General features: G+C 58.2%; 16 protein-coding genes and 1 pseudogene. 12 read left to right on the forward strand and 5 right to left on the reverse strand.

Annotation, left to right across the window (positions count from 1 at the left end):
- Positions 1-62 precede the first annotated feature (62 nt).
- The 6 genes from ACZYGA_RS16280 to dctP all read left to right on the forward strand — a co-directional run bounded on the left by ACZYGA_RS16280 (position 63) and on the right by dctP (position 7,903).
- Entirely contained in the window at positions 63-2,219 is a 2,157-nt protein-coding gene (locus ACZYGA_RS16280) for a glycosyltransferase family 2 protein (protein ID WP_479399661.1), read from the forward strand.
- A 61-nt stretch (positions 2,220-2,280) separates the two neighbouring features.
- A complete protein-coding gene (locus tag ACZYGA_RS16285) occupies positions 2,281-3,333 on the forward strand; it encodes a phytanoyl-CoA dioxygenase family protein (protein WP_479399663.1) in 1,053 nt (350 codons plus the stop codon).
- A complete protein-coding gene (locus ACZYGA_RS16290; protein WP_479399665.1) occupies positions 3,333-4,367 on the forward strand; it encodes a glycosyltransferase family protein in 1,035 nt (344 codons plus the stop codon). The genes ACZYGA_RS16285 and ACZYGA_RS16290 overlap by 1 nt, the downstream gene beginning before the upstream one ends.
- A gap of 293 nt (positions 4,368-4,660) precedes the next feature.
- Positions 4,661-5,707 carry a glycosyltransferase family protein gene (locus ACZYGA_RS16295; protein WP_479399667.1) on the forward strand — a complete coding sequence of 349 codons (1,047 nt, stop codon included), beginning with the start codon at positions 4,661-4,663 and terminating at the stop codon, positions 5,705-5,707.
- A gap of 172 nt (positions 5,708-5,879) precedes the next feature.
- Positions 5,880-6,548, forward strand: a complete 669-nt coding sequence (locus tag ACZYGA_RS16300) for a DUF938 domain-containing protein (RefSeq protein WP_479399668.1) — start codon at positions 5,880-5,882, stop codon at positions 6,546-6,548.
- A gap of 587 nt (positions 6,549-7,135) precedes the next feature.
- Positions 7,136-7,903 carry a TRAP transporter substrate-binding protein DctP gene (dctP, locus tag ACZYGA_RS16305; RefSeq protein WP_404626723.1) on the forward strand — a complete coding sequence of 256 codons (768 nt, stop codon included), beginning with the start codon at positions 7,136-7,138 and terminating at the stop codon, positions 7,901-7,903.
- Positions 7,904-8,049: 146 nt separating this feature from the next.
- On the opposite strand, the gene ACZYGA_RS16310 is transcribed toward dctP, so the two are convergent.
- Positions 8,050-8,406, reverse strand: a complete 357-nt coding sequence (locus ACZYGA_RS16310) for a hypothetical protein (protein ID WP_136939195.1) — start codon at positions 8,404-8,406, stop codon at positions 8,050-8,052.
- Between the two features lie 1,549 nt (positions 8,407-9,955).
- Here ACZYGA_RS16310 and ACZYGA_RS16315 point away from each other — a divergent pair.
- Together ACZYGA_RS16315 and ACZYGA_RS16320 are read left to right on the forward strand one after the other, a co-directional pair.
- A complete protein-coding gene (locus tag ACZYGA_RS16315; RefSeq protein ID WP_479399670.1) occupies positions 9,956-10,414 on the forward strand; it encodes a hypothetical protein in 459 nt (152 codons plus the stop codon).
- 20 nt (positions 10,415-10,434) lie between these two features.
- Entirely contained in the window at positions 10,435-11,913 is a 1,479-nt protein-coding gene (locus ACZYGA_RS16320) for a GGDEF domain-containing protein (protein WP_404626726.1), read from the forward strand.
- Positions 11,914-12,334: 421 nt separating this feature from the next.
- On the opposite strand, the pseudogene ACZYGA_RS16325 reads toward ACZYGA_RS16320, so the two are convergent.
- Positions 12,335-13,508 (reverse strand): annotated as a pseudogene (locus tag ACZYGA_RS16325) (IS3 family transposase).
- On the opposite strand from ACZYGA_RS16325, the gene ACZYGA_RS16330 reads away from it, so the two are divergent.
- Together ACZYGA_RS16330 and ACZYGA_RS16335 are read left to right on the forward strand one after the other, a co-directional pair.
- Complete coding sequence (locus ACZYGA_RS16330; protein WP_479399672.1) at positions 13,443-14,453, forward strand: GMC oxidoreductase; 1,011 nt, start codon at positions 13,443-13,445, stop codon at positions 14,451-14,453. The pseudogene ACZYGA_RS16325 and the gene ACZYGA_RS16330 sit on opposite strands and share 66 nt — an antisense overlap.
- Before the next feature lie 2 nt (positions 14,454-14,455).
- Positions 14,456-15,865, forward strand: coding sequence for a c-type cytochrome (locus ACZYGA_RS16335; protein ID WP_479399674.1), 1,410 nt, complete (start codon positions 14,456-14,458; stop codon positions 15,863-15,865).
- A 153-nt stretch (positions 15,866-16,018) separates the two neighbouring features.
- On the opposite strand, the gene ACZYGA_RS16340 is transcribed toward ACZYGA_RS16335, so the two are convergent.
- The 3 genes from ACZYGA_RS16340 to ACZYGA_RS16350 form a co-directional block, all read right to left on the reverse strand.
- Complete coding sequence (locus tag ACZYGA_RS16340) at positions 16,019-17,281, reverse strand: D-mannose isomerase (protein WP_479399676.1); 1,263 nt, start codon at positions 17,279-17,281, stop codon at positions 16,019-16,021.
- 47 nt (positions 17,282-17,328) lie between these two features.
- On the reverse strand, positions 17,329-18,192 hold the full coding sequence (locus ACZYGA_RS16345; RefSeq protein WP_404626731.1) for an SDR family oxidoreductase: 864 nt from the start codon (positions 18,190-18,192) through the stop codon (positions 17,329-17,331).
- 280 nt (positions 18,193-18,472) lie between these two features.
- Positions 18,473-19,369 carry a LysR family transcriptional regulator gene (locus ACZYGA_RS16350; RefSeq protein WP_404626733.1) on the reverse strand — a complete coding sequence of 299 codons (897 nt, stop codon included), beginning with the start codon at positions 19,367-19,369 and terminating at the stop codon, positions 18,473-18,475.
- 468 nt (positions 19,370-19,837) lie between these two features.
- Here ACZYGA_RS16350 and ACZYGA_RS16355 point away from each other — a divergent pair, with 468 nt between their 5' ends.
- Entirely contained in the window at positions 19,838-21,355 is a 1,518-nt protein-coding gene (locus tag ACZYGA_RS16355) for a CoA-acylating methylmalonate-semialdehyde dehydrogenase (RefSeq protein ID WP_404626735.1), read from the forward strand.
- Between the two features lie 233 nt (positions 21,356-21,588).
- Positions 21,589-23,235, forward strand: a complete 1,647-nt coding sequence (locus ACZYGA_RS16360) for a GMC family oxidoreductase (protein ID WP_404626910.1) — start codon at positions 21,589-21,591, stop codon at positions 23,233-23,235.
- Positions 23,236-23,385 lie beyond the last annotated feature (150 nt).

Raw genomic sequence — 23,385 nt, forward strand, 5'->3', positions numbered from 1 at the left:
GTACACTTTCCAACACATCCGCTTTTCTCTGGGAAGGGCCTCAGCCGTTGCCTGGCTGGAACATGGTCGAGATAGATATGGAGCGCTCCGTTACAGGGGCTGCGGCGATCATCACTTTCGAAACGGACAATCGAATTCATACGGTGGAGCTGCCGTTGAGAGCGGGCAAGATTACGCGTCGCATGCTGCGTGTCCCTCGTGGTGTGCATCGTATTACGTTATGTCCCATCAATAGTCATGGCACGTTCCGTCTCAAACATTTCAGACTGGTATGGCTGACACCACGCTTTGCCAAAGACCGATTAATACAGCGATTATCCGCTAATCATCGTGTCTGTAGAGGATTGGGGAAGAAAGAAATATTAATGTTACTCGATCATGAAGCTCACATACAGCGACTAACATGGAAAGAAATAGCGCTAGATTATTATGATTCGACATTTTTGCATTTCAATCCCTGCAATATAACTGATTACGCTAAGTGGATTGGTATGGTCGAATCACTGGGCCAAGGCCTCGTGAATGCGAAGGTGGCCGATCGTATCGCGCCGGAGATCACCTCCGACATGGTGTTCAGCCTTGGAATGATCGTCGAGGAAGATACCGGCCGGGATGCCTTTGGCGATAGCCTGACAAGCCTGATCGCGCAGACTCATCCACGTTGGCAGTTGGTGGTGTCTGCCTCGGACAGGGCTCTGAAGAAGCACGATTGGTTGGCTGCCAGGTGCGCGAGTGATGAGCGAATCACGTTGTTGGCAGAGCCCGAGCGAGCCACTGGACGCTTCACGGATCCGCTTGCGGCTATCAGCAGTACAGCAGTAGGTGATTGGGTCGGGGTGATGACGACGGGGGCCACCCTGTCTGCTGATGCGCTGACGTGCTTTGCGCGGCTGATGAAGGAAAAACCGCAGGCCGGTTTCTTGTATTGCGATGAAGACCGCATCGATGACGACGGACATCGTCACTCACCGAACTTCAAGCCTGGCTGGAACCCGGATCTGCTGCTTTCCACACCGTATCTCGGGCATCTGGGGCTGTGGTCTCGTGAGCAGTGGCAAGCCTGTCGGGACTCTCTCGAGGTAGAGGATAACCTGATGGCCACGGCTACTGATCTCATCCATCAGTTGGCGCTGGAGATGATCGAGTCGACCCGTAAGAGCCACCAGTCCCTGATATGGCGCGTACCTCAGGTACTGGTGCATGTTCCCGACGATCATCTTTCTTTTACAGTGACCGACAAAGGAAGCTGGGGGGCACGGCATCTGGCGCGTGTGAGCGACTACCTTGCACGCCATGATGTCGCGGCTGCCGCTGAACCTGGCAAGGTGCTGGTAGAGGCCAATGACGGGACCGGAGAGAACGTCCGCGTGAGATGGCAATTGCCGGAATCACAACCCTTGGTATCGTTGCTGGTCCCCACCCGGGACGGGGTAGAGATTCTCAAGCCGTGTGTCGATGCCATCCTTGCGCATACCGAGTATCAGCATTTCGAGTTGTTGATTCTCGACAATCAAAGCACTTGTCCGCAGACACTTGACTATATGCGCGAAGTTGCCGCACGTGACGAGCGCGTACGAGTACTGCACTGGGACGAGCCTTTCAATTATTCAGCGATCAACAATTTCGGTGCCCGCGAGGCACGTGGCGATATCATCGGGTTGGTCAACAATGATATCGAGCCGATGAACGGTGAATGGCTGACGGAAATGGTGTCGCAGGTCTGTCGTCCTGACATCGGATGTGTCGGCGCCAAGCTTTATTATCCCAATGGCACGATTCAGCATGCTGGCGTGATCCTGGGTCTTGGAAGCATTGCCGGACATGCCCACCGCTTCTTCAACCGTGATGAAGATGGTTTTCAGGGACGACTGAAATCTACCCAGAATCTGTCCGCAGTTACCGCAGCCTGTCTGCTGTTGAGACGTTCGGTCTTTGATGAGGTCAACGGCCTCAATGAAGAAAAGCTCGCCGTGGCGTACAACGATGTAGACCTATGTCTCAAGGTGCGAGAAGCGGGATACCGAAATCTGTGGACGCCCTATGCAGAGCTGTATCATCACGAATCCATCTCGAGGGGGGCTGATGATACGCCGAAGAAGCGAGCACGCTGGCTCTCTGAATGTGAGTACATGCGCACTACCTGGGCAGAGCAGCTGGATAATGATCCGGCCTACAACCCCAACCTGACTCTCGTCCACGAAGACTTTTCGTTACGCTGAGCAGGATGCCGTCCCGTCATGCCTGTAGCTGCCTATTGAAGATCGACTCGCAAGGAACGCCATGTCCCGTTCACGATTTCTGCTCAAGGCTCCCATGTGGGGTCTTGCGCTATTCACCGGTGCCAAGTCCTTCATCGCCAATCCGCTGATCGGGAGTGAGCGTCTGAATCGCCGCGGGTTGCACGTCTGGCGGGTGAAGGCGGCGTCTCGGATCATGCGCTGGCGCATGGCCATGTTGAGTCGAGGCGTACCGACAGCGGAGCGTGAGGCCTATCTGCGTGATGGCTACCTGCTCAAGCAGAACTTCCTGTCGCCAGAGCTGTTCGCGCGGCTCAAGGCAGAGCTTGAAACCGTGCATGATCACGGTCCCGGTGAGGTACGTGAGTGTTGTCAGGGTGATACCCGCACGCATCGTGTATTGCTGGACCCGGAGACCCTGAGCGAGCTGCCGGTGGCTAAGCAAGTGCTGGCTGACCCACAGCTCAAGCGTCTGCTGCGTTTCTGCGCCGGCCATCGCCGCCTGCCCATCGTGCATCTCGAGAAGGTGTTCAATGGCGCACGCGAGAGTGTTGAGGCCGACCCGCAGAAGTCCCTGCATGTGGATACCTTCCAGCCGACCATGAAGTTCTGGCTTTACCTGGAGGAGGTGAGCGAGCGCAACGGACCTATCATGTTCGTGCCCCAGTCCACGCAGTTGAACAAGGGCCGACTGGATTGGGAATATCACATGAGCCTGACGGCGCGTGAGCATGCCAATCGCTATACCCAGCGAGGGTCCTTCCGGGTCGAGGAAGGCGCACTGGCTCGCTTCGGTCTCAATGCGCCCACGCTGTTCAAGGTGCCTGCCAACACGCTGTTGATCGCGGATACCTTCGGCATGCATGGCCGTGGCCCTGCCGAGGCGGGCAGTTCGCGTCTGGCGCTGTGGGGAATGAGTCGCACGACACCCTTCCTGCCGTTGCCGGGGCTGGGCGGCGAATGGCTCAATCGCCTGCAGTATCGTGTGCTCAAGGCGGAGCGGGCGCGTGATGACAAGCGTGCCGCAGCGCGTGGTGTCGAGTCTTCCTGGCATGTCGTGACACGTGACTCTTTGCGTGCGCAGGACCCGTCCTGATGTCGGCTGAAGCTTCACCCTTGGCAAGTGTGCGGTGGGTCGTTCTCAGCGATGGTGCTCGACCCACCGAAGATATCTACTTTCTTGAGTCGGCCGCACCTGCTCTTCGCCAGCAGGGGGCCATCGTCGAGCGTTTCGATACACGCCGCTACCACCTGCCGACGCGATGGGCATTGCGGCGCCTGGCGGGCGCCAATCTGCTGATCGTGCGCTCTCTGGGCGAGCGCTGGGTGCGTCTGCTCGAACGTCATCATGAGCGCATCGGGCGTATCGTCTATCTGATCGACGATGATCTTGGCGCCGTGACCCGTACCGATGGATTGCCCACCGCCTATGTCGCGCGTCTGAGCGGTCTGGCGATGCGTCAGCCCGCACTGCTTGCGCTCGCGGATGAGGTAGTGGCCTGTTGTGAGGCGCTGGTGGCCCAGCTTGGGCGAGAGCATGCCAATGTCTCGCTGCTGACACCGCCAATGCTGACGCCAGAAACTGAGCTGGCCGATTTCACTCAGTCTGACTGGACCATCGGCTACCACGGTACCCGTGCGCATCGTGATGACATCGCGCATCTGGCGCCAGCACTCACGCCAGTGATGGCCTCACATTCCCAGGCACGCCTCGAGATCATGATGGGGCGGCACGTGCCTGAATCATTTTGCGGTATCGCGCGGCTGGAGACCCCGGAGGCGCTGCCCTGGAAGGCTTTTCAACAGTATCAGGCGACACGCCGCATCCAGATCGGGCTCGCACCGCTTCTGGAGACGCCGTTCAATCAAGGCAAGTCGTGGATCAAGTTTCTCGATATCACCGCGATGGGCGGTGTCGGTATCTATAGTCGTCGGGCGCCGTATGACCGGATCGTCGAGCATGGCGTCGATGGGCTTTTGGTGGGGGACGACCCCAGCGAGTGGCGGGCAGCGCTGGAGCAATTGCTGGCTGACCCAGCCGCCACGCAGGTCATGGCAGAGCGGGCATTGCAGAAAGCCCGAGATATTGGCGCTGTAGAGGCGTGTACGAACTTCTGGCGTTCACGCTGACTTCAGCGAGATGATCCCAACCTACAAGGCCCGCAGCTAACCCTGCGGGCCTTGTCGTTTCTGGACTTGGACCGTCCAAACGGGGCGCTGCCAGCGGCGATTTGGCGTCCAACGCAGGTAACACGTTGATTACATCCGCTACACACACCAGCAAAATTTGAGTGGTGTGATGCCCAGAAATCATTAAGCTCAAAGTAAGCGTCCCAGAGTCAGTGTGTGCTCTCGCTCGCGCTTGTTTGGCGGTCACGCCGAACGTGCCGGGACCATGAATGCCTCGAGTAAAGGAGACTGACATGACCGCCTTCCCGACCACTCCCCGTTGGATCGTACTCAGTGATGAAGCCCAGGCGCTGGAAGATATCTACTTCTTCCTGCCTGCCATGGCCGCGTTGCGCAAGGAAGGCACACGTGTCGAGCGTTTTGAAACCCGTCGTTGGAAGTTCTCCCCCAAGCTTGCCCTGGCGCGCCTTACCGGTGCTTGCCTACTGATCGCGCGTAGCCTGGGGCGGGAATGGATCGAGATGCTGGAAGCACACCGTGAGCAGCTCGGTCGTATCTGTTACCTCGTCGATCATCTGTATTCGCCTGAGTCGTTGGCAGCGGAGGAGAGCCACTCTACCCCTGAAGCAGGCTCTGAGGCTGCTCAATTGCAGCAGCGACTGTTCACGCTGGCGGATGAAATCGTCGTGGTCAGCGAGCAGCTGGAGGCCGCTCTGGCGAGCCTGCACCCCAAAGTCAGCCTGCTGACGCCGCCACTGACTGGCAAGCTGCCGGACCTTCACCATCTCGAGCAGAGCGATTGGTGCATCGGCTTTCACGGCACTCTGTCACATCGTGACGATATCGTGGCGCTGGCCCCCGTGTTGCGCGATATCCAGACGCGGCATTCCGACAGTGAGGTGGAGCTGATGATGGGGCGCCATCTACCGCTGGCACTCAGCGACATTCCCCGCCTCAAGACGATGGAGGCGTTGGGCTGGGAGGGCTTTCAGGATTATTGCTCGCGGCGTCGGATCGCCATCGGCCTGGCACCCTTGATAGGAACCTCCGACAACCGTGCCGCTTCCTGGCTGCGATTTCTTGATATCACCCGCATGGGCGGGGTGGGCATCTACAGTCGCCGGGCGCCCTATGCCGATCTGATCGAGGATGGCGTCGATGGCCTGTTGGTCGGGGATGATCTGGCAGAATGGATAGCCGCCCTCGAGCGCCTGCTGGGCGATCGTGATGCGACGCGTGCCATGGCGCACAATGCGCAACACAAGGCCCATGAAGTGGGTGACCCGCTGCGGGTGCTGGATTTCTGGCGCGCACGTTCCACTGTGGCGCGTGTCAGCTAGCAGGAGCGGTCATGTGGCCTGCTTCAGATAGCCTGAACGAGATAGCCCGACCGAAGTCGACCGATCCAATCACGGTTTACTCAAGCGCCGCGCCCCTCAGGGGTGCGGCGCTTTGTTATGATCTCGCCATCTATTCGTTCTGAGTCATTTGCCCTGTTGAAAGGAGTGCTGCATGGCCACCCCCGAGTTACCCGATGACTTGCCCAGCGCAGCGTCGCAATCATCGCAGAAGGACGCAGAGGTGGCGCACAGTCAGCGTCTCGCGAGCCCAGCAGTCGCCCGCAATCGTGACGTGATTCTCGATGTCCTGCGGGATGTGCTGGCACAGCGGCGTCAGGTGCTGGAGCTGGCCAGTGGCAGCGGCGAGCATGCGGTGCATTTCGCCCACGGGCTCCCCCATCTGGAATGGCAACCCAGCGATGCCAGCCCGCGTGCGCTGGAATCCATCGCGGACTGGCGGGCCGAGGCCGCACTGCCCAACCTCAAGGCGCCGATCACGCTGGATGTGCAGGCCGAGTGGCCTGAGGTGGCATGCGATGCGCTGGTGGCGATCAATCTGATCCATATCTCGCCGTGGCGGGTCACATCCGAGCTGATGTTGCAGGCAGGTCGCCGCCTTCCGAAGGACGGCGTGCTGTATCTCTACGGCCCCTACAAGCGGGGAGGGCAGCATACGGCGCCGAGCAACGAAGGCTTTGATGTGCAGCTCAAGAGCCGCAACCCGCTATGGGGTGTGCGTGACCTGGAAGCGGTCATCGAGGAAGCAGAGCGCAATGGTCTGACGCTCGACAAGGTCGTCGAGATGCCGGCGAACAACTTGAGTGTGGTCTTTCGGCGTTAGCGCTGGCGGTCAGTAGCCCGTTAGAGAGGGTGAGGTCACCTGATGTGACCCCTTCACTACGACAATGCCCCGTCCTGTCGCCAGGCCGGGGCATTGTCGTGTCTTGGCGAAGGAAATGCGGCTCCACGACAGTGCGCAAGCGCTTGATTTGCCGACCCACCTTCAATAATGGCCGTTATCATGGCCGTTGACAGGTATCGGCGACTGCTCATGTTAGCTGACGTATAGTGGCCTCCTGGGTGGAGTGTGGTGTGTCATGACCAGGAAGGGATGGTGATCAGCGGAGGCTGGGTTCATGGAAAAATTGTCAGTGTTGCGCGACTGCGTCGCATCCTGCCGGCGGTGGCTGGTACGGGGGCTTCTGGCGGGGGGGGGAGTGTGATCGTGTTCACCCTTTCGCTTGAGGTAACTGCCGAGGCTCAGGCCTCCGAGACCAGGGCAGCGATCAGGATTGCCAATGATTATAGTCCGACCACCTTGATGGGGGGCTGATCGAGGAATATAGGCAGCGTGTCACGATCCTTTCCAATGACACCTTGTCATTCTCGACACGGTCAGATATCCCGCCGCAGTCGCATCTCCCGGCCATGCGGGCCAAGGTCATCGAGATGGCCTCGACGCTTGCCAGTGCATTGTCGCGGGACGATCCGATGTTTGCCTTATCGACCTTGCCGGGCATCACTCGGACCCTGGAGGAGGCCCAGCGCCTGTACCGTCTATCACGCCCCGTCTATGGAGAGTTGCTTGCTGCTCGTAATCAGCGCTTGCTCTTTGCCGTGCCGTGGCCGCCCAGTGGCATCTGGTCCCGAAAGCCGATTGATAGCCTTGAAGCGCTGAAGGGCCTGAATATTCGGACCTTTGATACCAATGCCTCACGCTATTTTCTGGATCTTGGGGCCGAGCCACATTTGCTGAGCTGGGAAGTATTGCAGGCCAGGCTCGGAGATGATGATCTTGATGCGGTTCTCACCTCAGCCTCTGGAGGCATCGTGCTGGGGCTGGAGGAGGCGTTTGCACATTACACGCCAATCAATTACGCCTATCCATTGAATATTGTCAGCATCAATCAGGAAGCGCTGGATTCATTGAGTGCTAAGCAGCAGAAAGCGCTACTCAATGTGGTGGATGAGATGGAGCGCCTTGGCTGGCAGAAAAGCCGCGCCAGCGAGATATCGGCCTATGAAGAGCTCATGGCGATAGGGGTGACGGTTCAGGTCAGGCATGCCAAGGCTCTCAATAGTGCGATGGCAGCCTCCAATCAACGAGTGTTACAACAATGGCTGCAGAAGGTTGGCTGGGAGTACCGTGATCTCGTGAACTATTACCTGGCATCCCGTGACGAGAGTGATGGATAAACGCCATGCTCTTGGGAGGGCCGCCATTCTTGTCGGTGCGTCAGCGCGATTCTCTTTTGCCATCATGGAGACACCACCAAGAGGTGTTCTCAAAAAGCTAGTGATATGCCCGCGAATCCTAGAATGCCAGGTTGGGAGTCGAAGCGTCAGTGTCGTGCGTCGGGGTCACGCTCAGTGTCATTCCAGTCAATGACATGGCTGATAATCTTCCAGCCTGCCTTACGGGCAGCTTTCTCGGCCTGTATACGAGCTTCGACCTTGGAAATGCTATCAGTTTGCACCGTAAAAGGCTCCTCGAGTGCCAGTCGACGTTGCTTCACGCCAAGCGTAACTCTGAGTCCCTTGAGGGGGGTGGTTGTCTTGCGAGCACGAGGGGCTGGGCTGCGCTTCGATGTAGTGGGGTAGGGGGAATTGCTGTCGGAAGTAGGCCGGGAGCTTTTGACAAAGCGATCAAGCTCTTTTTTGATGGTTTCTTCAAAATCTTCTATGGAGAAATCACTCATCTCTGCTGTTCCCATGATATGTGATGGGGATGCTCAACACTCTTATTTCACATCAGCCCAAAGGATAAGCCTAGGCTGTGAAATAGTCGTGGCCTGGGTCGTGCCAATGTACGCCAATCTGACGGCGTCCATGGGCGAGAACGGTCTTGCATCACCTCGCCTCGAAACCGAGACTCTCTGTCAGGCCAAGAGTAGCCCCTGTTAGCATCTTTTGTAAGTACAGGTTACCGCTTTCTGATGACAGATAATGCGGGAGGGTTGATGGTATTCCGGCATGCCCTGCATTGCTCCGTCAATATCGGTAATTGACTTTTGCTCGCCTACCTTAATCGGTGAATTGGGCATGAAAGACGCTCGTCGTTGATGTCGCCTACGAAGAGTGACGAGGATTGTGATGTCAGGCAGCATGCCAAGGGGATGCCACGGCAAGACCTGGGCACGATACCTCATATCATCCACCTTGAAGGATAAAAGATTCCCACTGTGGAGGGTAGCCCTCATGGGGCAATGGAGAACGGTGGTCGTCACGTGCCCTCTCGCCCGATACTCTCGTCAGTTACCTGCAGGGGCGGTCGCTACCAATGACAGATATCAGGTGGTGGCGCTGCTTGGGTGAGACAAAGCATCACTGCGGGGTCTTCTCACCGCTTGTGTTCGAGCGCTGCGGCATGTTTCGGGTTGGTACCCAAGCCCCTACGTAATGTGTGTCTCCATATCGGCTGATATCGCTCTATTCAGCGTGGCGTCGCTCGTAAATCTTTTGGTGTCCTGATATCCCCCAACATTATGGCTGGAATGCGTAGGAATCGTCTGCGACATGATGAGGACTGCCCCCTCTCGATGTAGTGTGACGTTTCTCCGGACTGAGTGTCTCTCACTGTCACGATAGGGTGAGTCACTGTGACTAGCGTCCACGCGAGCTGTTTGTATAATGCCCTCTCTCTAGGCGAGTAGCATTCAACGCACACGGAACCCTCTCTGCTGTTACCAATAGCGTATCGTCTACTAAGGGGATGTACGTAATACTCCGGGTGTTGTGTAGGGAATAATGTCTTGCGGAGCGGAACTGTAAAATTGCTTCATGAATGTGGAGATAATCCTCATGCAGCTTAGTAAAGGAGCTGAAAATAGCATAAGTACCTGTGGGACACGGCGTTATGTGCAGAGGGGGCTCTCGGAGGCCATCCTGACCCTCGAGGATTCCCAGGATGTTTCTCTCCTTTTGCGTGTAGAAGCTGCGTGACTGGGCAGGCATTGGCGCCAACGCTCACACATAAAATTACACGTATAATGTCGATGTGCTGAGTATTATCATCCAGGCGGTGCGTAGAACCAACGCGCGCCACGGCGACAGTGTATGACCGAAGGGCGCGGCAGGCTGTTATCTATAGGACAAGACTCATGGTATCGAGAGCTTGACGAGACGTCATCGGGGGGGATCGTGTCAGGTGATATGGGATAAGCCGGCAGGCTTGCGTTCGCGTAAGGTTCGTCGTCGACAGTGAAGAGCAGGGCAGGCATCTAGGTTAACAGCTCTCAAGGATAGGGAATGACACAGAGACTTTTCTTGGTATCGCTTGGTCTGGTTGCTTTCGCTATTGCCTTGCTGGGGCTTTGGCCTCGTGCCGGTCATGAGGCCAATACGATACTTCTGATCATGCTGACTCTACTGGCAGCCGGCCAGACAGCCTGGCATTGGCGTAGTGCGCTTCTCAGTCGATTGTTTCTTGGAGCGGCATTGACGATCAATACGGTGCTGATCGGTACTTTTCTTTTCCCGGAAAGCTGGGTCAGTGCCGATCACTGGAGGGCGTTACTGACTGGGCTACCCGGTGACTGGTACGTCGCCAATATACGGCCTCCGATGTTAATTCTCCTGTCCTGCCTGGGGCTTAGCTGCTGCGCTTTGTTACGCATGCGTCTGGGGTATGGCGCCGCCACCCTGCTGGCGCAAACCACTCTCGTACTGGCATTCACCATCGTCACCCCCCCCCTGAGCAGTCTTTAGCCAGTATGCCCCTAATTGGAATGGATCGCCTAACACTGCTGATCTACCTGGCAATTCTGTTATTAGCGCAATGGCTGGAACTGCTTCCAGTGTTGACACGTAACTGGCGAGACAATCTGGTACCCCTGATGATTGCAGCGGGTATTACCTTCATCTGTCTGTTGGCATGGCAGCATCAAAGCAGGAACGAGAACGAGCGTATTGCCCAGGAGACCTACATCCTGGGCGACAGGATCGCGATACAGCTATCTTCTGAGGTTGAGGGGCAGCTCGCTGCCATGCGACGGTTCGCCAAGCTCTGGAGCTTGATGGGTCAGACCTCGGCGCGTGAGGAGTGGGAGCGATTGGCACGGAACTACTACAACGATTTTAGCCACTTTATGAACATCGCGTTCATCGATCGTGACAGCGTGATCAAGCTGGTATTTCCCGATGAAGGAAAAAATCATGAATTACTAGGCGTGAGGCTCTTTGATGCTCAACCTGACAGCCCCTTGCGTAACCCGCTTGAACTGGGCATTGAAGGTCATACTGGCATCATTGATCTTCTGCAAGGCAGCAAGGGTATGGTGACCTACTTGCCAGTACGCGCCCCCCGTGATGATGACATTTTCGGGGCTATTGCCATGGTGGTCGATCTCGATTCCTTGCTGGATCATGCTCTCAGGGCCGCTCATAGTGACATTTTCGCTATTACCTTGTCAGAGCGTGGCCAAGTCTTCGTCCATGTCGGGCCGGAAAGCCGTCTCGCTCCCTGGGGGCATCAAATTCCTATCGAACTCCCCGCCTCGAACCTGATGCTGAGCCTTCAGCCGACGCAGCATTTCCTCACGGTAGCTCGTGGGCGCTTACCCGAAGCCACTCTCCTGACGGGCATCATGCTCGCGTATCTCGTCTTTATGGTGCTCTACATGTATCGACACGTTTTTCAGGAACATCGTGTCTTTGAGCAAGCCAATAATGGCTTGAAGGAAGAGATGGCGCGTCGTGAGAAATTACAAAACGAGATTCAGTGGCTGGCACGCCATGATGAGTTGACTCGACTGCCCAATCGTCATTTTTTTCTCGAGCAGGTACATCTTTTCAAAGAGCAGATGCCGCTGACGATAATGATACTGGATATCGATTTCTTCAAATCGATCAACGATAAGTTGGGGCATCTTGAAGGTGATCGCTATCTTCAGACGGTAGCCTCGGTATTGAAGGTGCCTGTTGAGTCGGCTGGTGGGATATTGGCAAGATTTGGTGGAGAAGAATTTGTCGTTTTTCTACCCGATTGCCCCCGGGCCGTTGGTCGTATGCTCGCAGAGGAGTTGCGTCGTAATGTACAAGCAGCAGGGCTACCCCAGCCGGCTACGGACAGCGTCGTGACCGTCTCGATTGGGATGGCGTGTCTGGCCAAAGAGCCCTTTGCATTGGAATCACTGCTTCAAGCGGCTGACGATGCGCTTTATCGGGCCAAGTCCAGTGGACGCAACCAGGTTCAAGTTGCTGATTGACATCTCATAAGGTCATGCCTTTCCCGTGATGCCTTTGGGCAGGCTGGGGTCTGCTCCATGGACGCAACTCCTAGTGCCAACCCTATCTGCGTGATATCCAACCTCCAACCTGACTTGCAGTTCTTGGGAGGGAAGAGTGTTTTGCTTCGTGCGAAGCATCTCCCATGAAGAGTCATGGGAGCGGTTTTCAGTGGCTTCCTTGAGCCCTGGGTTAGGCGGTAAATCGTTATTGCTTCGGCTTCAGGATATTTTCCATATAGATAGTTTGCTTAGTATCTAGGTTCACGTATCATTCATGTTCTCGGTCCGTCAACGCCACACGAGCGTAAGCCATTCGTTTGGTGCTACTACCCAGTGAGAACTCACACCATGTCATTTTCGATCAACCGACGTCAGTTACTGGCTGGGGCGGCTGTAGTGGTCAAGTGTTTTTGGCCATCGAGCTTTGAGCATTCCAGTAGTTCTTTTCTGCCAAATTCGGCGGTAACCCATCGTTATGCTTGTGCGGCCTGAGCCTGCTGTAGTAACCGATCATATAATCAGTGACAGATCGCTTCGCCGCAGCAACATCGGGATAGCCGATCTCTGGCACCCATTCCGTTTTCAGGCTTCTGAAGAAGCGCTCTGTTGGGGCATTGTCCCAGCAATTGCCACGGCGACTGAGACTCAGGGTCATTCGGTAGCGCCAGAGCATCTGCCGGAATGCCCGGCTGGTGTACTGGCACCCCTGATCCGAATGAAACAGGATATTCCGTGGCTCTCCACGCGATTCGTAGGCCATGGTCAGCGCCTTTTTACCAACGCCGTGTTCGGCGATAGGGACAATGCCCACCCCACGGGTTTACGAGCATACAAGTCGATGACGACTGCCAGATAAGCCCAGCGTGCCCCTGTCCAAATATAGGTAATGTCGCCGGTCCATACCTGATTGGGCTCCTTTACATCGAACTCCCGATCAAGGGCATTCGGTATATCCAGGTGTGGTTGATCAGCCTTCTTGTAGGCGTGCCTCGGCGGCTGCGAACTCATCAGCCCTAACTGCTTCATCCGTCTGCCGGCCCGATAGCGACTCAACTGTATTCCTGCCTGCGTGACCATTTTTGCGATGCTGCGAGCGCCAGCAGAGCCGTTACTGACGGCATGCGCCTCGACAACCCGGTCCAGCAGCTTCTGCTCTGTCTCACAAGGTCTTCTATCCCGACCACGCCAAGCCCGGTAGCTACTGCGATGCACCCCAAACACCTGACACAAGTGCTGCACCGCATAGCTCTCTTCAAGTCGCTCGATTATCGAGAATTGCTCAGGGAGTCCGACATCAAGAGAGCGGTAGCCTTTTTTAAGATTGCCTTCTCTTCTTCCACTCGCCGCAGCTTGCGCTTCAGTTCCTGGATCTCACGCTGTTCCGGTGTCAGAGCTTCACCTTTCAGCGGTGCCTTGCCTGCCCGCTCAGCACGAAGCCTGCGAACCCAATACTCCATGGTGGATTTGCCAACCCCCATGGCCTCACACGCCGCTTTCAGCGTGTAGCCTTGGTCGACCACGAGCTGGGCCGCTTCCAAGCGAAATTCCGGGCTAAACGTTCTCTTCTTCGTCATCATCTGCACCTGACTGTCTTTGTAAGCCATCATACACTCAAAGTCAGGTGGCCAGATTCACTGTGCCACTACAGTGCCAAGCTGCTCACAGACGCCACCGCCTACCACCTCGAGAAGGGAGATGGTGGCAAGATCGCTGCCGTCCATTACCGTAGCTCTAATGGAGACGACACCCGCCTTACCGCCAAGGCCTTCATCGTGGCGGCCCATGGTCTGGAAACTCCCAAGCTGTTATTGATGTCCGATGTGGCCAACTCATCCGACCAAGTGGGACGTAACCTGATGGATCACACCGGTATGGGCCTGCAGTTCCTGGCCGATGAACCGTTGTGGCCGGGGCGTGGTCAGGTGCAGCAGGGAGGCATCTTCAACTGGCGTGATGGTGAGTTCCGCCGTGAGCACTCTGCTATCAAGCATGCCTTGACCAATATGGTGCCAAATTCAAAGGTGACCCAGCGTCTGCTCGACAATCTGATTGTGGGGCCTGAGCTGGATGCGCGTATTCGTCATGATTCGGCACGCTTTGTGGATGTTTCTACCGTGTTCGAGATGCTGCCCCATGCGCACAATACGGTACGTCCCAGCCGAAAGCACAAGGACGCACTGGGCATTCCGACCTTAACGGTTGACTATACCGTGGATGATTACGTCAAGGCGGCCGGTCACGTGGCCAAACAGGACTTTGCCAACTTCGTACGCATCATGAATGGTACCGTCATCGAAGATGATACTGGCTGGCAGAACCGCGATCACCTGATGGGCACTGTTATCATGGGGGATGCGGCCGAGAACTCAGTAGTCAATGGAGAATGTCGTACTTGGGATCATGACAATCTCTTTCTGGCCACAACCGGTGTCATTCCCGCTTCCGGTGTCATCAATCCGACGCTGACAGGGGTAGCCCTGAGCATTCGCATCGCCGACATTCTGGCCAAGGAGATTTGAGGATGACACGTCATTTCGTCAAGTCTCTGGGGCTGGCTGTGCTATTGCTGACGCCCTCGCATGCTGCCCTTGCCGCTGACGACACCACATCGTTGGTCGAGCGGGGGGAATACCTTGCCAAGGCCGGGGACTGTGCTGCCTGTCATCGTACTCCTCAGGATGCGGGCCAGCCGTATGCTGGGGGGTACGTGATTCATTCGCCGATGGGCGAGATCGTAGCCAGTAACATCACGCCCTCAATCAGTGAGGGTATCGGCGCGTACAGTGAACAGGACTTCGCGCAAGTTCTGACACAAGGGGTGCGCCCTGATGGTTCTCACCTCTACCCGGCGATGCCCTACACGGCCTATCGTGGCATGAAGGAAGAGGACATCCATGCGCTTTATACCTACTTCATGCAAGGTGTGGAGCCGGTCGATGCAGCGGTACCGGAAACCAATCTGTCCTTCCCGTTCAATCTTCGCTTTAGCATGGCCGGCTGGAACCTCCTGTTCCTAAAGGATCCATACACGCCGGACCCCTCACATGATGCCGAGGTGGATCGTGGGCATTATCTTGTGGATACCCTTGGACACTGCAGTTCCTGCCATACGCCGCGCAATGTACTGATGGGTGAGCAGCAGGACCGATACCTGGCCGGGGCGAGCATCGAAGGGTGGCATGCCCCCAATATCACGTCTGACGCCAGTGGTATCGGTAGCTGGAGTGAAGAGGAGTTGGTGACGTATCTGCAGAGCGGCCATGTTGCAGGGCGAGCTCAGGCGGGGGGTGGCATGGCCGAAGCCATCGAGCATAGTCTGCGCCATCTGAGCGAAGAGGATCTGCGCAGCATGGCCGCATATCTCAAGCAAGTGCCGCCGATTGAGACGGGAAAGCCGGTAGATGTGGGGCAGCGTATCGTACAGAGTGAGACACTCGACCTTGCAACACTGGAGCCGCCACTGAATGTGGACCCTGATGTCATGAGTCAGGGCGGGAGTCTCAACGGCCAGCTGATCTACCAGGGGGCCTGCGCCAGTTGTCACCAGATTGATGGCCAAGGGACCGATGATAACTTCTATCCTTCTCTGGTCCATAACACGGCTACCCAAGGGGAGAACCCCGACAACCTGGTCATGGCGATTCTGGAAGGGGTACACCGCAAGACCAACGAGTACACAGTCTCAATGCCGGCTTTCCATCATGAGCTGAATGATGAGCAGGTGGCAGCGGTAAGCAACTATGTACTCTCGCAGTTTGGGAATCCTGAGCTGTCGGTCGACGCGGCGCGCGTCGGCGAATTGCGGCGTGGTGGCGAAACGCCATGGCTAGTCAAGGCCATGCCTTGGTTACTGACAGCTGGCGGAGTCATGGCCCTGGTGGTCGTGGTGGCGATCGTCGTCATGTGGCGTCGTCGCAAGGCGCGCCGCTGAGGCGCTTTTCTTCCAGTAAGGGTAATCGCTGAGCGCCTCCATCGCATGTCGGCTCATGGTTTGCCGCGCTGAACCTCAAAGCCCTCGTGTCGCCGGTTTTCGGTAACACGGGGGCTTTGTTTTAGGAGGCTCTCCGTTGGGACGGAGACTGGATTACGGTGCTTCTTCAGCGATAGCGCGGGCCATGGTCGGGGCCAATGGGAGGCGGGGGAGTAAAGTGGCCTGATAGGCGTGATAGAGGTCCGGCTTACCCGACCATAGTTCATCTGATGGACGGTTTTGGCGATCCAGCTCCTGCCACCAGCTGCCATGTTCACGATCGATCATGAATTGATCGATCGTGTCCCAACACTTGCGGTACCAACGCTCATACTCGGCATCCCCGGTTCGCCGCCAGAGCGCAGCGGCAGCTGCACTGGCCTCTGCGACTGGCCAGTGCAGACGTTCGTGCACCACGGGCTGGTCATCCCAATCGTGGGTATAGATCAGTCCTGGTTCACCATCGACATCCCAGCCCAATTCGCAGGCTTTCTGAAAGAGTGCTCGTGCGTCGCCCAGTAACCAGTCTGGAGGTGTCTCGCCCTCACGTTTAAGGCCGGCTTCCAGATGCAGGAGAAGGCGAGCCCATTCGAATGCATGGCCCGGTGTGGCACCGTAAGGACGGAATTGATCCTTGGGGGTGTCACGATGATACTCTCGCCATGGTTGCCACTTACGATCAAAATGCTCAATGATGCGATACCGATTCGCTCTGGCATGTTGATGAATAATCTTGTTGGCCACCGCGAGCGCTCGATGCCTCCACAGCGGGGATTCCAATACATCGGCCAGTTGAAGGAAGGCTTCCGTGCCGTGCATATTGCTGTTGGCCCCACGATACGCTTCTTCCTGCTGCCAATCGCGGGAGAAGCTTTCGCGTAGGCTGCCTTCTTCCTCCGACCAGAAATGGTCCTCGATCGTAGCGATCACCTTCTCCAGCAATGGTCTGGCCGATGAATGCCCCGCCTGCCATGCGCTGGACGCTGCGAGTGCGACGAAGACCTGGATATAGGCCTGCTTTCCGTCATCTGCCTCGCCTTTGGGAAGACCGCCGTACCAACCGCCATATTCGCTATCATGAAGTGGACCGGCTAGTGCTGTCAGTCCATGTTCCACCAAGACAGCAGCCCCCGGTTCGCCACGCATTTCGGCCAACGAATAGCAATGGACCATACGCGCCGTGATCATGGTATCGGGCTGCGCATCATGGGGCAGTTCACCCCGCTCATCCAGCGCGGCGAAGCCGCCTGCAGGGTGCCGAGAGGCCCGGTAGAAGTACAGCAGCCGCTGTCCTTCCTTTTCCAGCCAGAGATGATGGGACGGGCGTGCCAGCCAACCTCCACGGCCCTGTGTTGTACTACTGATAGATGTGCTCATCTCAGGGTACCTTCAGTAAAAAGGGGATCCTTAGTGCCGGTATGTCATCAACCATTGACGATGGTGCCGCCATTGGGATGCAGGGTCTGGCCACTGATGAAGGAAGCGTCCAGCGAGGCCAGGAACACATAGCAGGGCCCTAATTCACAGGGTTGAGCGGCCCGTCCCATGGGGGTGTCGGCACCGAAGTTCTCCAGCATCTGCGGGTCATGGGCGCCGAGCGTTGCAGGCTGCAGGGGGGTCCAGACCGGGCCAGGGGCAATGGCATTGACGCGAATGCCACGACCGACTACCTGATTGGAGAGCGAGCGGGTAAAACTCACGATGGCCCCCTTGGTCGCAGTGTAATCGACCAGAAAGTCCGGCCCGATATAGGCATTGACCGAGGTGGTATTGATGATGGCGTCATCCTCCCCCAAATGGGGCAGTGCGGCCTTGGTGAGATAGAACATGCTGTGCATGTTGGTGGCGAAGGTCTGCTCCCACTGGGCGTCTTCCAGGGTGGTCAGGTCTTCACTGACCCACTGTGTACCGGCATTGTTGACCAGCACGTTTAGGCCACCAAAGGTCTCAACCACCTTCGCCACGGCATTTCGGCAGAACTCGGCGTCTCGCAGATCGCCCGCAATCAATAGGCACCGGCGCCCCTCTGCCTCTACGAGCCGCTGAGTTTCTTTAGCATCATCTTCTTCGCTTAAATACATCACGGCCACATCGGCGCCTTCACGTGCAAAGTGGATGGCGGCAGAGCGCCCGATACCACTGTCTGCACCGGTGATCAGTGCCACCTTGTGCTCAAGTTTGCCACTGCCACGATAGTCGTCGCGAATGAAGATCGCCTTCGGCTCCATCAGGCTTTCCTTGCCTGGCAGTGTCTGTTGCTGCGCATGAATCTCGGTCTTGGCTACCATGCCACCCATCCCTGATGACGCGATGCGTCGAATGTGTGAGCTCTCTTCCCCATCGCTATGGACTCGACAACACCAGCGATGGGACTACGAACGTTTAGGTGTTGAATAGCTTTGCAATTACGACTTTGTGCTATTCCCGAGAGAATAAAAGATGCGTTTCACGCAACGATGGGAATCGTTTCCAGTAATTCGATGGCGTGAGCGAGAAAGGACAAAAGAGCAATAAAGGGGGGCAGTGACATGCGGGGTAGTGACAAAATTGAGCGATCGATCGTTGTGTCTACTCCATAGGCCACACCTGCTCGAGGCTTTGCAGTGCCGCCTGAACGCTGGGATCAGCGGCCTTGTCACGCCGCCATACCACGCTGAGTGCGCAGGGCAGACGGGTGTCCGGCACGATATTGAGCCCCCGCTCCTGCCGCTCGGCCAGCGCCAGCACATCACGCGCCAGTGACAGCCCGACCCCCGCGCGTACCAGGTCCAGCATGCAGACTTCCTGATCCACCTGGGCGACGCGATGCAGCGTAGCCTCCACGCCGCGCATGGCATGTGCCAGCAGGCGGGAATGTACCGAGTTGGGGGGCGTGACGATCCACGGCAGGGCCGCCAACGAGGCCCAGTCGGTCGCTGCCAGCCGCGATGACCAGCCCGCCGGTGCCAGCAGGTAGTACTCGAACAGCGCCAATTCCCGGTAGTCGAGGGTGCTGTCGCCCGGCCCTTCTCCCGGTGGGGCGAGATAGAAGCCTATCTCCAGCTCATCCTGCTTGAGTGCCTTGAGCACACACCCGCTCATGCCATGTTGCAGAGACGTCTCTACCCCGGGTGCCTGTGCCAGGAAATGGCGCAGGAAACTGCCGAGACGAATGAATTCCGGGTCGATGATGGTGCCGATGCGCAGGGTGCCACGCAGGGTACTGTGCAGGGCAGAGGCAGCCTGCTCGAACTGGCGGGCACTGGCCAGCGTGCTTTCGGCACTGGAGAGCAGGGCCTGACCATCGGCGGTCAGCTGCAATCCGTGGGGGTGACGATCAAACAGAGAGAGGCCCAGGCTTTCCTGAAGCTGTTTGAGCTTGAGGCTGACGGCAGGCTGGGTGAGGTGCAAGGCCTCGGCGGCTCGTGACACGCTACCGGTGCGCGCCACGGTGACGAAGGCGTGAAGACGGGACAGATCCTGCATCAAAGGCTCTCTGGGCAAGGGGGCGAAGGATCAACAGCGACATGGTTCATGTACCAGGCCGCCTGCATTCTTGTCTCAGCATCCCGCCGATGACCTATTCCCCTTTGGTCTAGCGATGCCACCGAAAGCGCTGCCATGACGCTCGAACATTCCCTCCGCCGTACTCCATTCCACGCTCGTATACGCCCGCCCCCCCCGCCATGACTGGGCTGGTGAGCGATGGCGGCTGTCTGCGTTCGGGGGCGTTCGTGATATCAGCAATCGTTATATCGCACACAAGAATAACTCAATTGTACGTTCCGGCCGGCGGGGTAGATTCAAGGTACAGCCTTCATGCATTCAGCTCTCATAACCAGCCCTCATGTCCAGCCCTCATGTCCAGCCCTTATGACCAGCCCCTATGGCTGAGCCGCCGGGATGCTCCCCGCGCACGCTTCAGTCACAACGCCAGCGGAGACGATTCACGCCATGACCACGCCCCAGCAGAGCATCGCCCACTTCATCAACGGCCAGGTGACCCGCGGTGGCTCCAGTGCCACACAGGATGTCTTCAATCCCGCCACCGGCCAGGTGACCGGCCAGGTCGTACTGGCACGCGACAGCGATATCGATGCTGCCGTGGCGGCCGCCGACGCCGCCTTCCCGGCCTGGGCCGACACGCCGCCGATTCGACGTGCCCGGGTGATGTTCAAGTTCCTCGCGCTGCTCAACGAGCACAAGGACGCGTTGGCGGAGGTGATCACCCGCGAGCACGGCAAGGTGTTCACCGATGCCCAGGGCGAGGTGGCACGAGGCATCGATATCGTCGAGTTCGCCTGCGGTATCCCGCAGTTGCTCAAGGGTGACTTCACCGACCAGGTCAGCACCGGCATCGACAACTGGACGATGCGCCAGCCGCTGGGCGTCGTCGCCGGTATCACGCCGTTCAACTTCCCGGTGATGGTGCCGATGTGGATGTTCCCGGTGGCCATCGCGGCAGGCAACTGCTTCGTGCTCAAGCCGAGCCCGCTGGACCCCAGCGCCTCGCTGATGATGGCGGACCTGCTCAAGCAGGCGGGCCTGCCGGATGGGGTCTTCAACGTGGTGCAGGGCAACAAGGATGCCGTCGAGGTGCTGATTGATCATCCCAAGGTGCGCGCACTGTCCTTCGTGGGCTCGACCCCGATCGCCAATCTCATCTACGAGCGTGGCGCACGTCACGGCAAGCGCATTCAGGCACTGGGCGGCGCCAAGAACCATATGGTGGTGATGCCGGATGCCAACCTCGACAAGGCGGTGGATGCCCTGATCGGCGCGGCCTACGGCTCCGCCGGTGAGCGCTGTATGGCGATCAGTGTGGCGGTGCTGGTGGGCGATGTGGCGGACACCCTGGTGCCGCGTCTGGCCGAGCGTGTCCGCGAGCTCAAGATCAATGACGGCATGAATCTGGACGCCGAGATGGGGCCGATCGTCACCCGCCAAGCGCATGAGCGTATCTGCGGGTATATCGAGAAAAGCGTCGCGGAAGGCGCCGAGATGATCGTCGACGGGCGTGAGTTCACCGGCAACGACATCGGCGGCGACAGCATTGGAGGCTTCTGGATGGGCGGCACGTTGTTCGATCACGTCACCCCGGATATGACGATCTACAAGGAAGAGATCTTCGGCCCGGTACTGGCCTGTGTCCGCGTGCCGGACGTCGCGACCGCCATCCAGCTGATCAATGACCATGAATTCGGCAACGGCGTGAGTTGCTTCACCGAGAGCGGCAGTGTCGCGCGTGAATTCGGGCGTCGCATCCAGGTGGGCATGGTCGGCATCAACGTGCCGATTCCGGTCCCGATGGCCTGGCACGGCTTCGGTGGCTGGAAGAGCTCCCTGTTCGGGGATACCCACGCCTACGGTGAAGAGGGGGTGCGCTTCTATACCAAGCAGAAGTCCATCATGCAGCGCTGGTCGGATTCCATCGATGCCGGTGCCGAATTCGCCATGCCGACGGCCAAGTAAGTCGCTCACGCTTTCGGTCATCTGCACCGGCGTCATCAGCATCGTCGCCGTCTGTATTCCTGCCATTGGAAAGTACACGCCAGCTGTCTGGAGAGGGACGCGCCATGTCAGACAACAAGAACAACCCGCATCGATCCCCAGGGGGCGAGCGGGACGCTCGCCCCGTCAAACCGGGAGACGATCTGCCGGAATTCGATTTCATCATCGTGGGGGCCGGTTCCGCCGGCTGCCTGATGGCCAATCGCCTCAGCGCCAACCCTGACCACCGCGTGCTGCTGGTCGAGGCGGGTGGGCGCGACAACTATCACTGGATCCACATTCCGGTGGGCTACCTGTACTGCATCAACAATCCGCGCACCGACTGGCTGTACCGCACCGAGCCGGACAAGGGGCTCAACGGACGTTCGCTGATCTATCCGCGCGGCAAGACGCTGGGGGGATGTTCCAGCATCAACGGCATGATCTACATGCGCGGTCAGGCGCGGGACTATGACCACTGGGCCGAGGTGACCGGCGACAGCGAGTGGCGCTGGAAGCAATGTCTGCCGGCCTTCATGCGCCATGAGGATCACGCGCGCCTCGACGAGGGCGGGGATGCCGGCCCCGAGCATCGCCAGTTCCATGGTCACGGTGGCGAATGGCGAGTCGAGCGGCAGCGCCTCAACTGGGAGGTGCTGGACGATTTCGCCATTGCCGCCGAGCAGGCCGGCATCCCGCGCACCGAGGACTTCAATCGTGGCAGCAACGAGGGGGTGGCCTATTTCGAGGTCAATCAGCGTTCCGGCTGGCGCTGGAATACGGCCAAGGCCTTTCTGCGTACGGCACTCAAGCGCGGCAACCTGACGCTGTGGCATTCCACCCAGGTCAATCGTCTGCTGTTCGCGGGCGGCGAGCAGGGCGCAGGGGATGGCACAGGGGCGGACGCAGTGAAGGACGCCTCCAGTCTGCGCTGCACAGGGCTGCAGGTCGTGCGTGATGGCAAGCTCATCAACCTCTCGGCGAAGCGTGAGGTCGTGCTGTGTGCCGGCGCCATCGGCTCGCCGCATCTGCTGCAGGTCTCGGGCGTCGGGCCCAAGGTATTGCTGGAGCAACATGGCGTCGAGGTGGTGAAGGACCTGCCCGGCGTTGGCGAGAATCTGCAGGACCACCTGCAGATCCGCTCGGTCTACAAGGTCACCAATGCCAAGACCCTGAACGCCATGGCCAGCACGCTGCTGGGCAAGATGGGCATCGGCATGCATTACCTGTTCAAGCGTTCCGGGCCGATGAGCATGGCGCCGTCGCAGCTGGGAGCCTTCACGCGCAGCAGCGATGACTACGTCCATCCCAATATCCAGTATCACGTCCAGCCGCTGAGTCTCGAGGCCTTCGGGCAGCCTTTGCATCCCTTCCCGGCGATCACCGCGAGTGTCTGCAATCTCAACCCCACCAGCCGTGGCTCGGTGCGTCTGCAGAGTGCCGACCCGCGTCAGGCCCCGGCGATCGCGCCTAACTACCTGAGCACGGAGGAAGACCGCAAGGTCGCGGCTGACTCGCTGCGGGTCACGCGGCGTATCGCCTCCCAACCGGCTTTCGCGCGCTACCAGCCTGAAGAGATCAAGCCGGGGGTCGAGTACCAGACTGATGACGAGCTCGCCAGGCTCGCCGGCGATATCGGCACCACCATCTTCCATCCGGTGGGCACCACGCGCATGGGGCGCGCGGATGACCCGATGGCCGTGGTCGATAGCCGTCTACGTGTGCGCGGCATCCAGGGATTGCGGGTGACGGATGCCGGCATCATGCCGACCATCGTCAGCGGCAATACCAACTCGCCGACCTTGATGATCGCGGAGAAGGCCGCTGGCTGGATTCTGGAATCAGCTGTCGGAGGAGACTGATACGAGACCCTGCATGCCCCCAATGCGTCAGCCATTGCTGATCGCTCAAGGCCGACTCGTCTGACTCTGAGCTTGCATGGGTCAGCTCGAGCCAGGCGCATGAGAAGTGATCAAGCGCTGAGCGTCTTGTGACACGAGGTCAACGTCGAG

This window comes from Cobetia sp. BL01 (genome assembly GCF_056493605.1).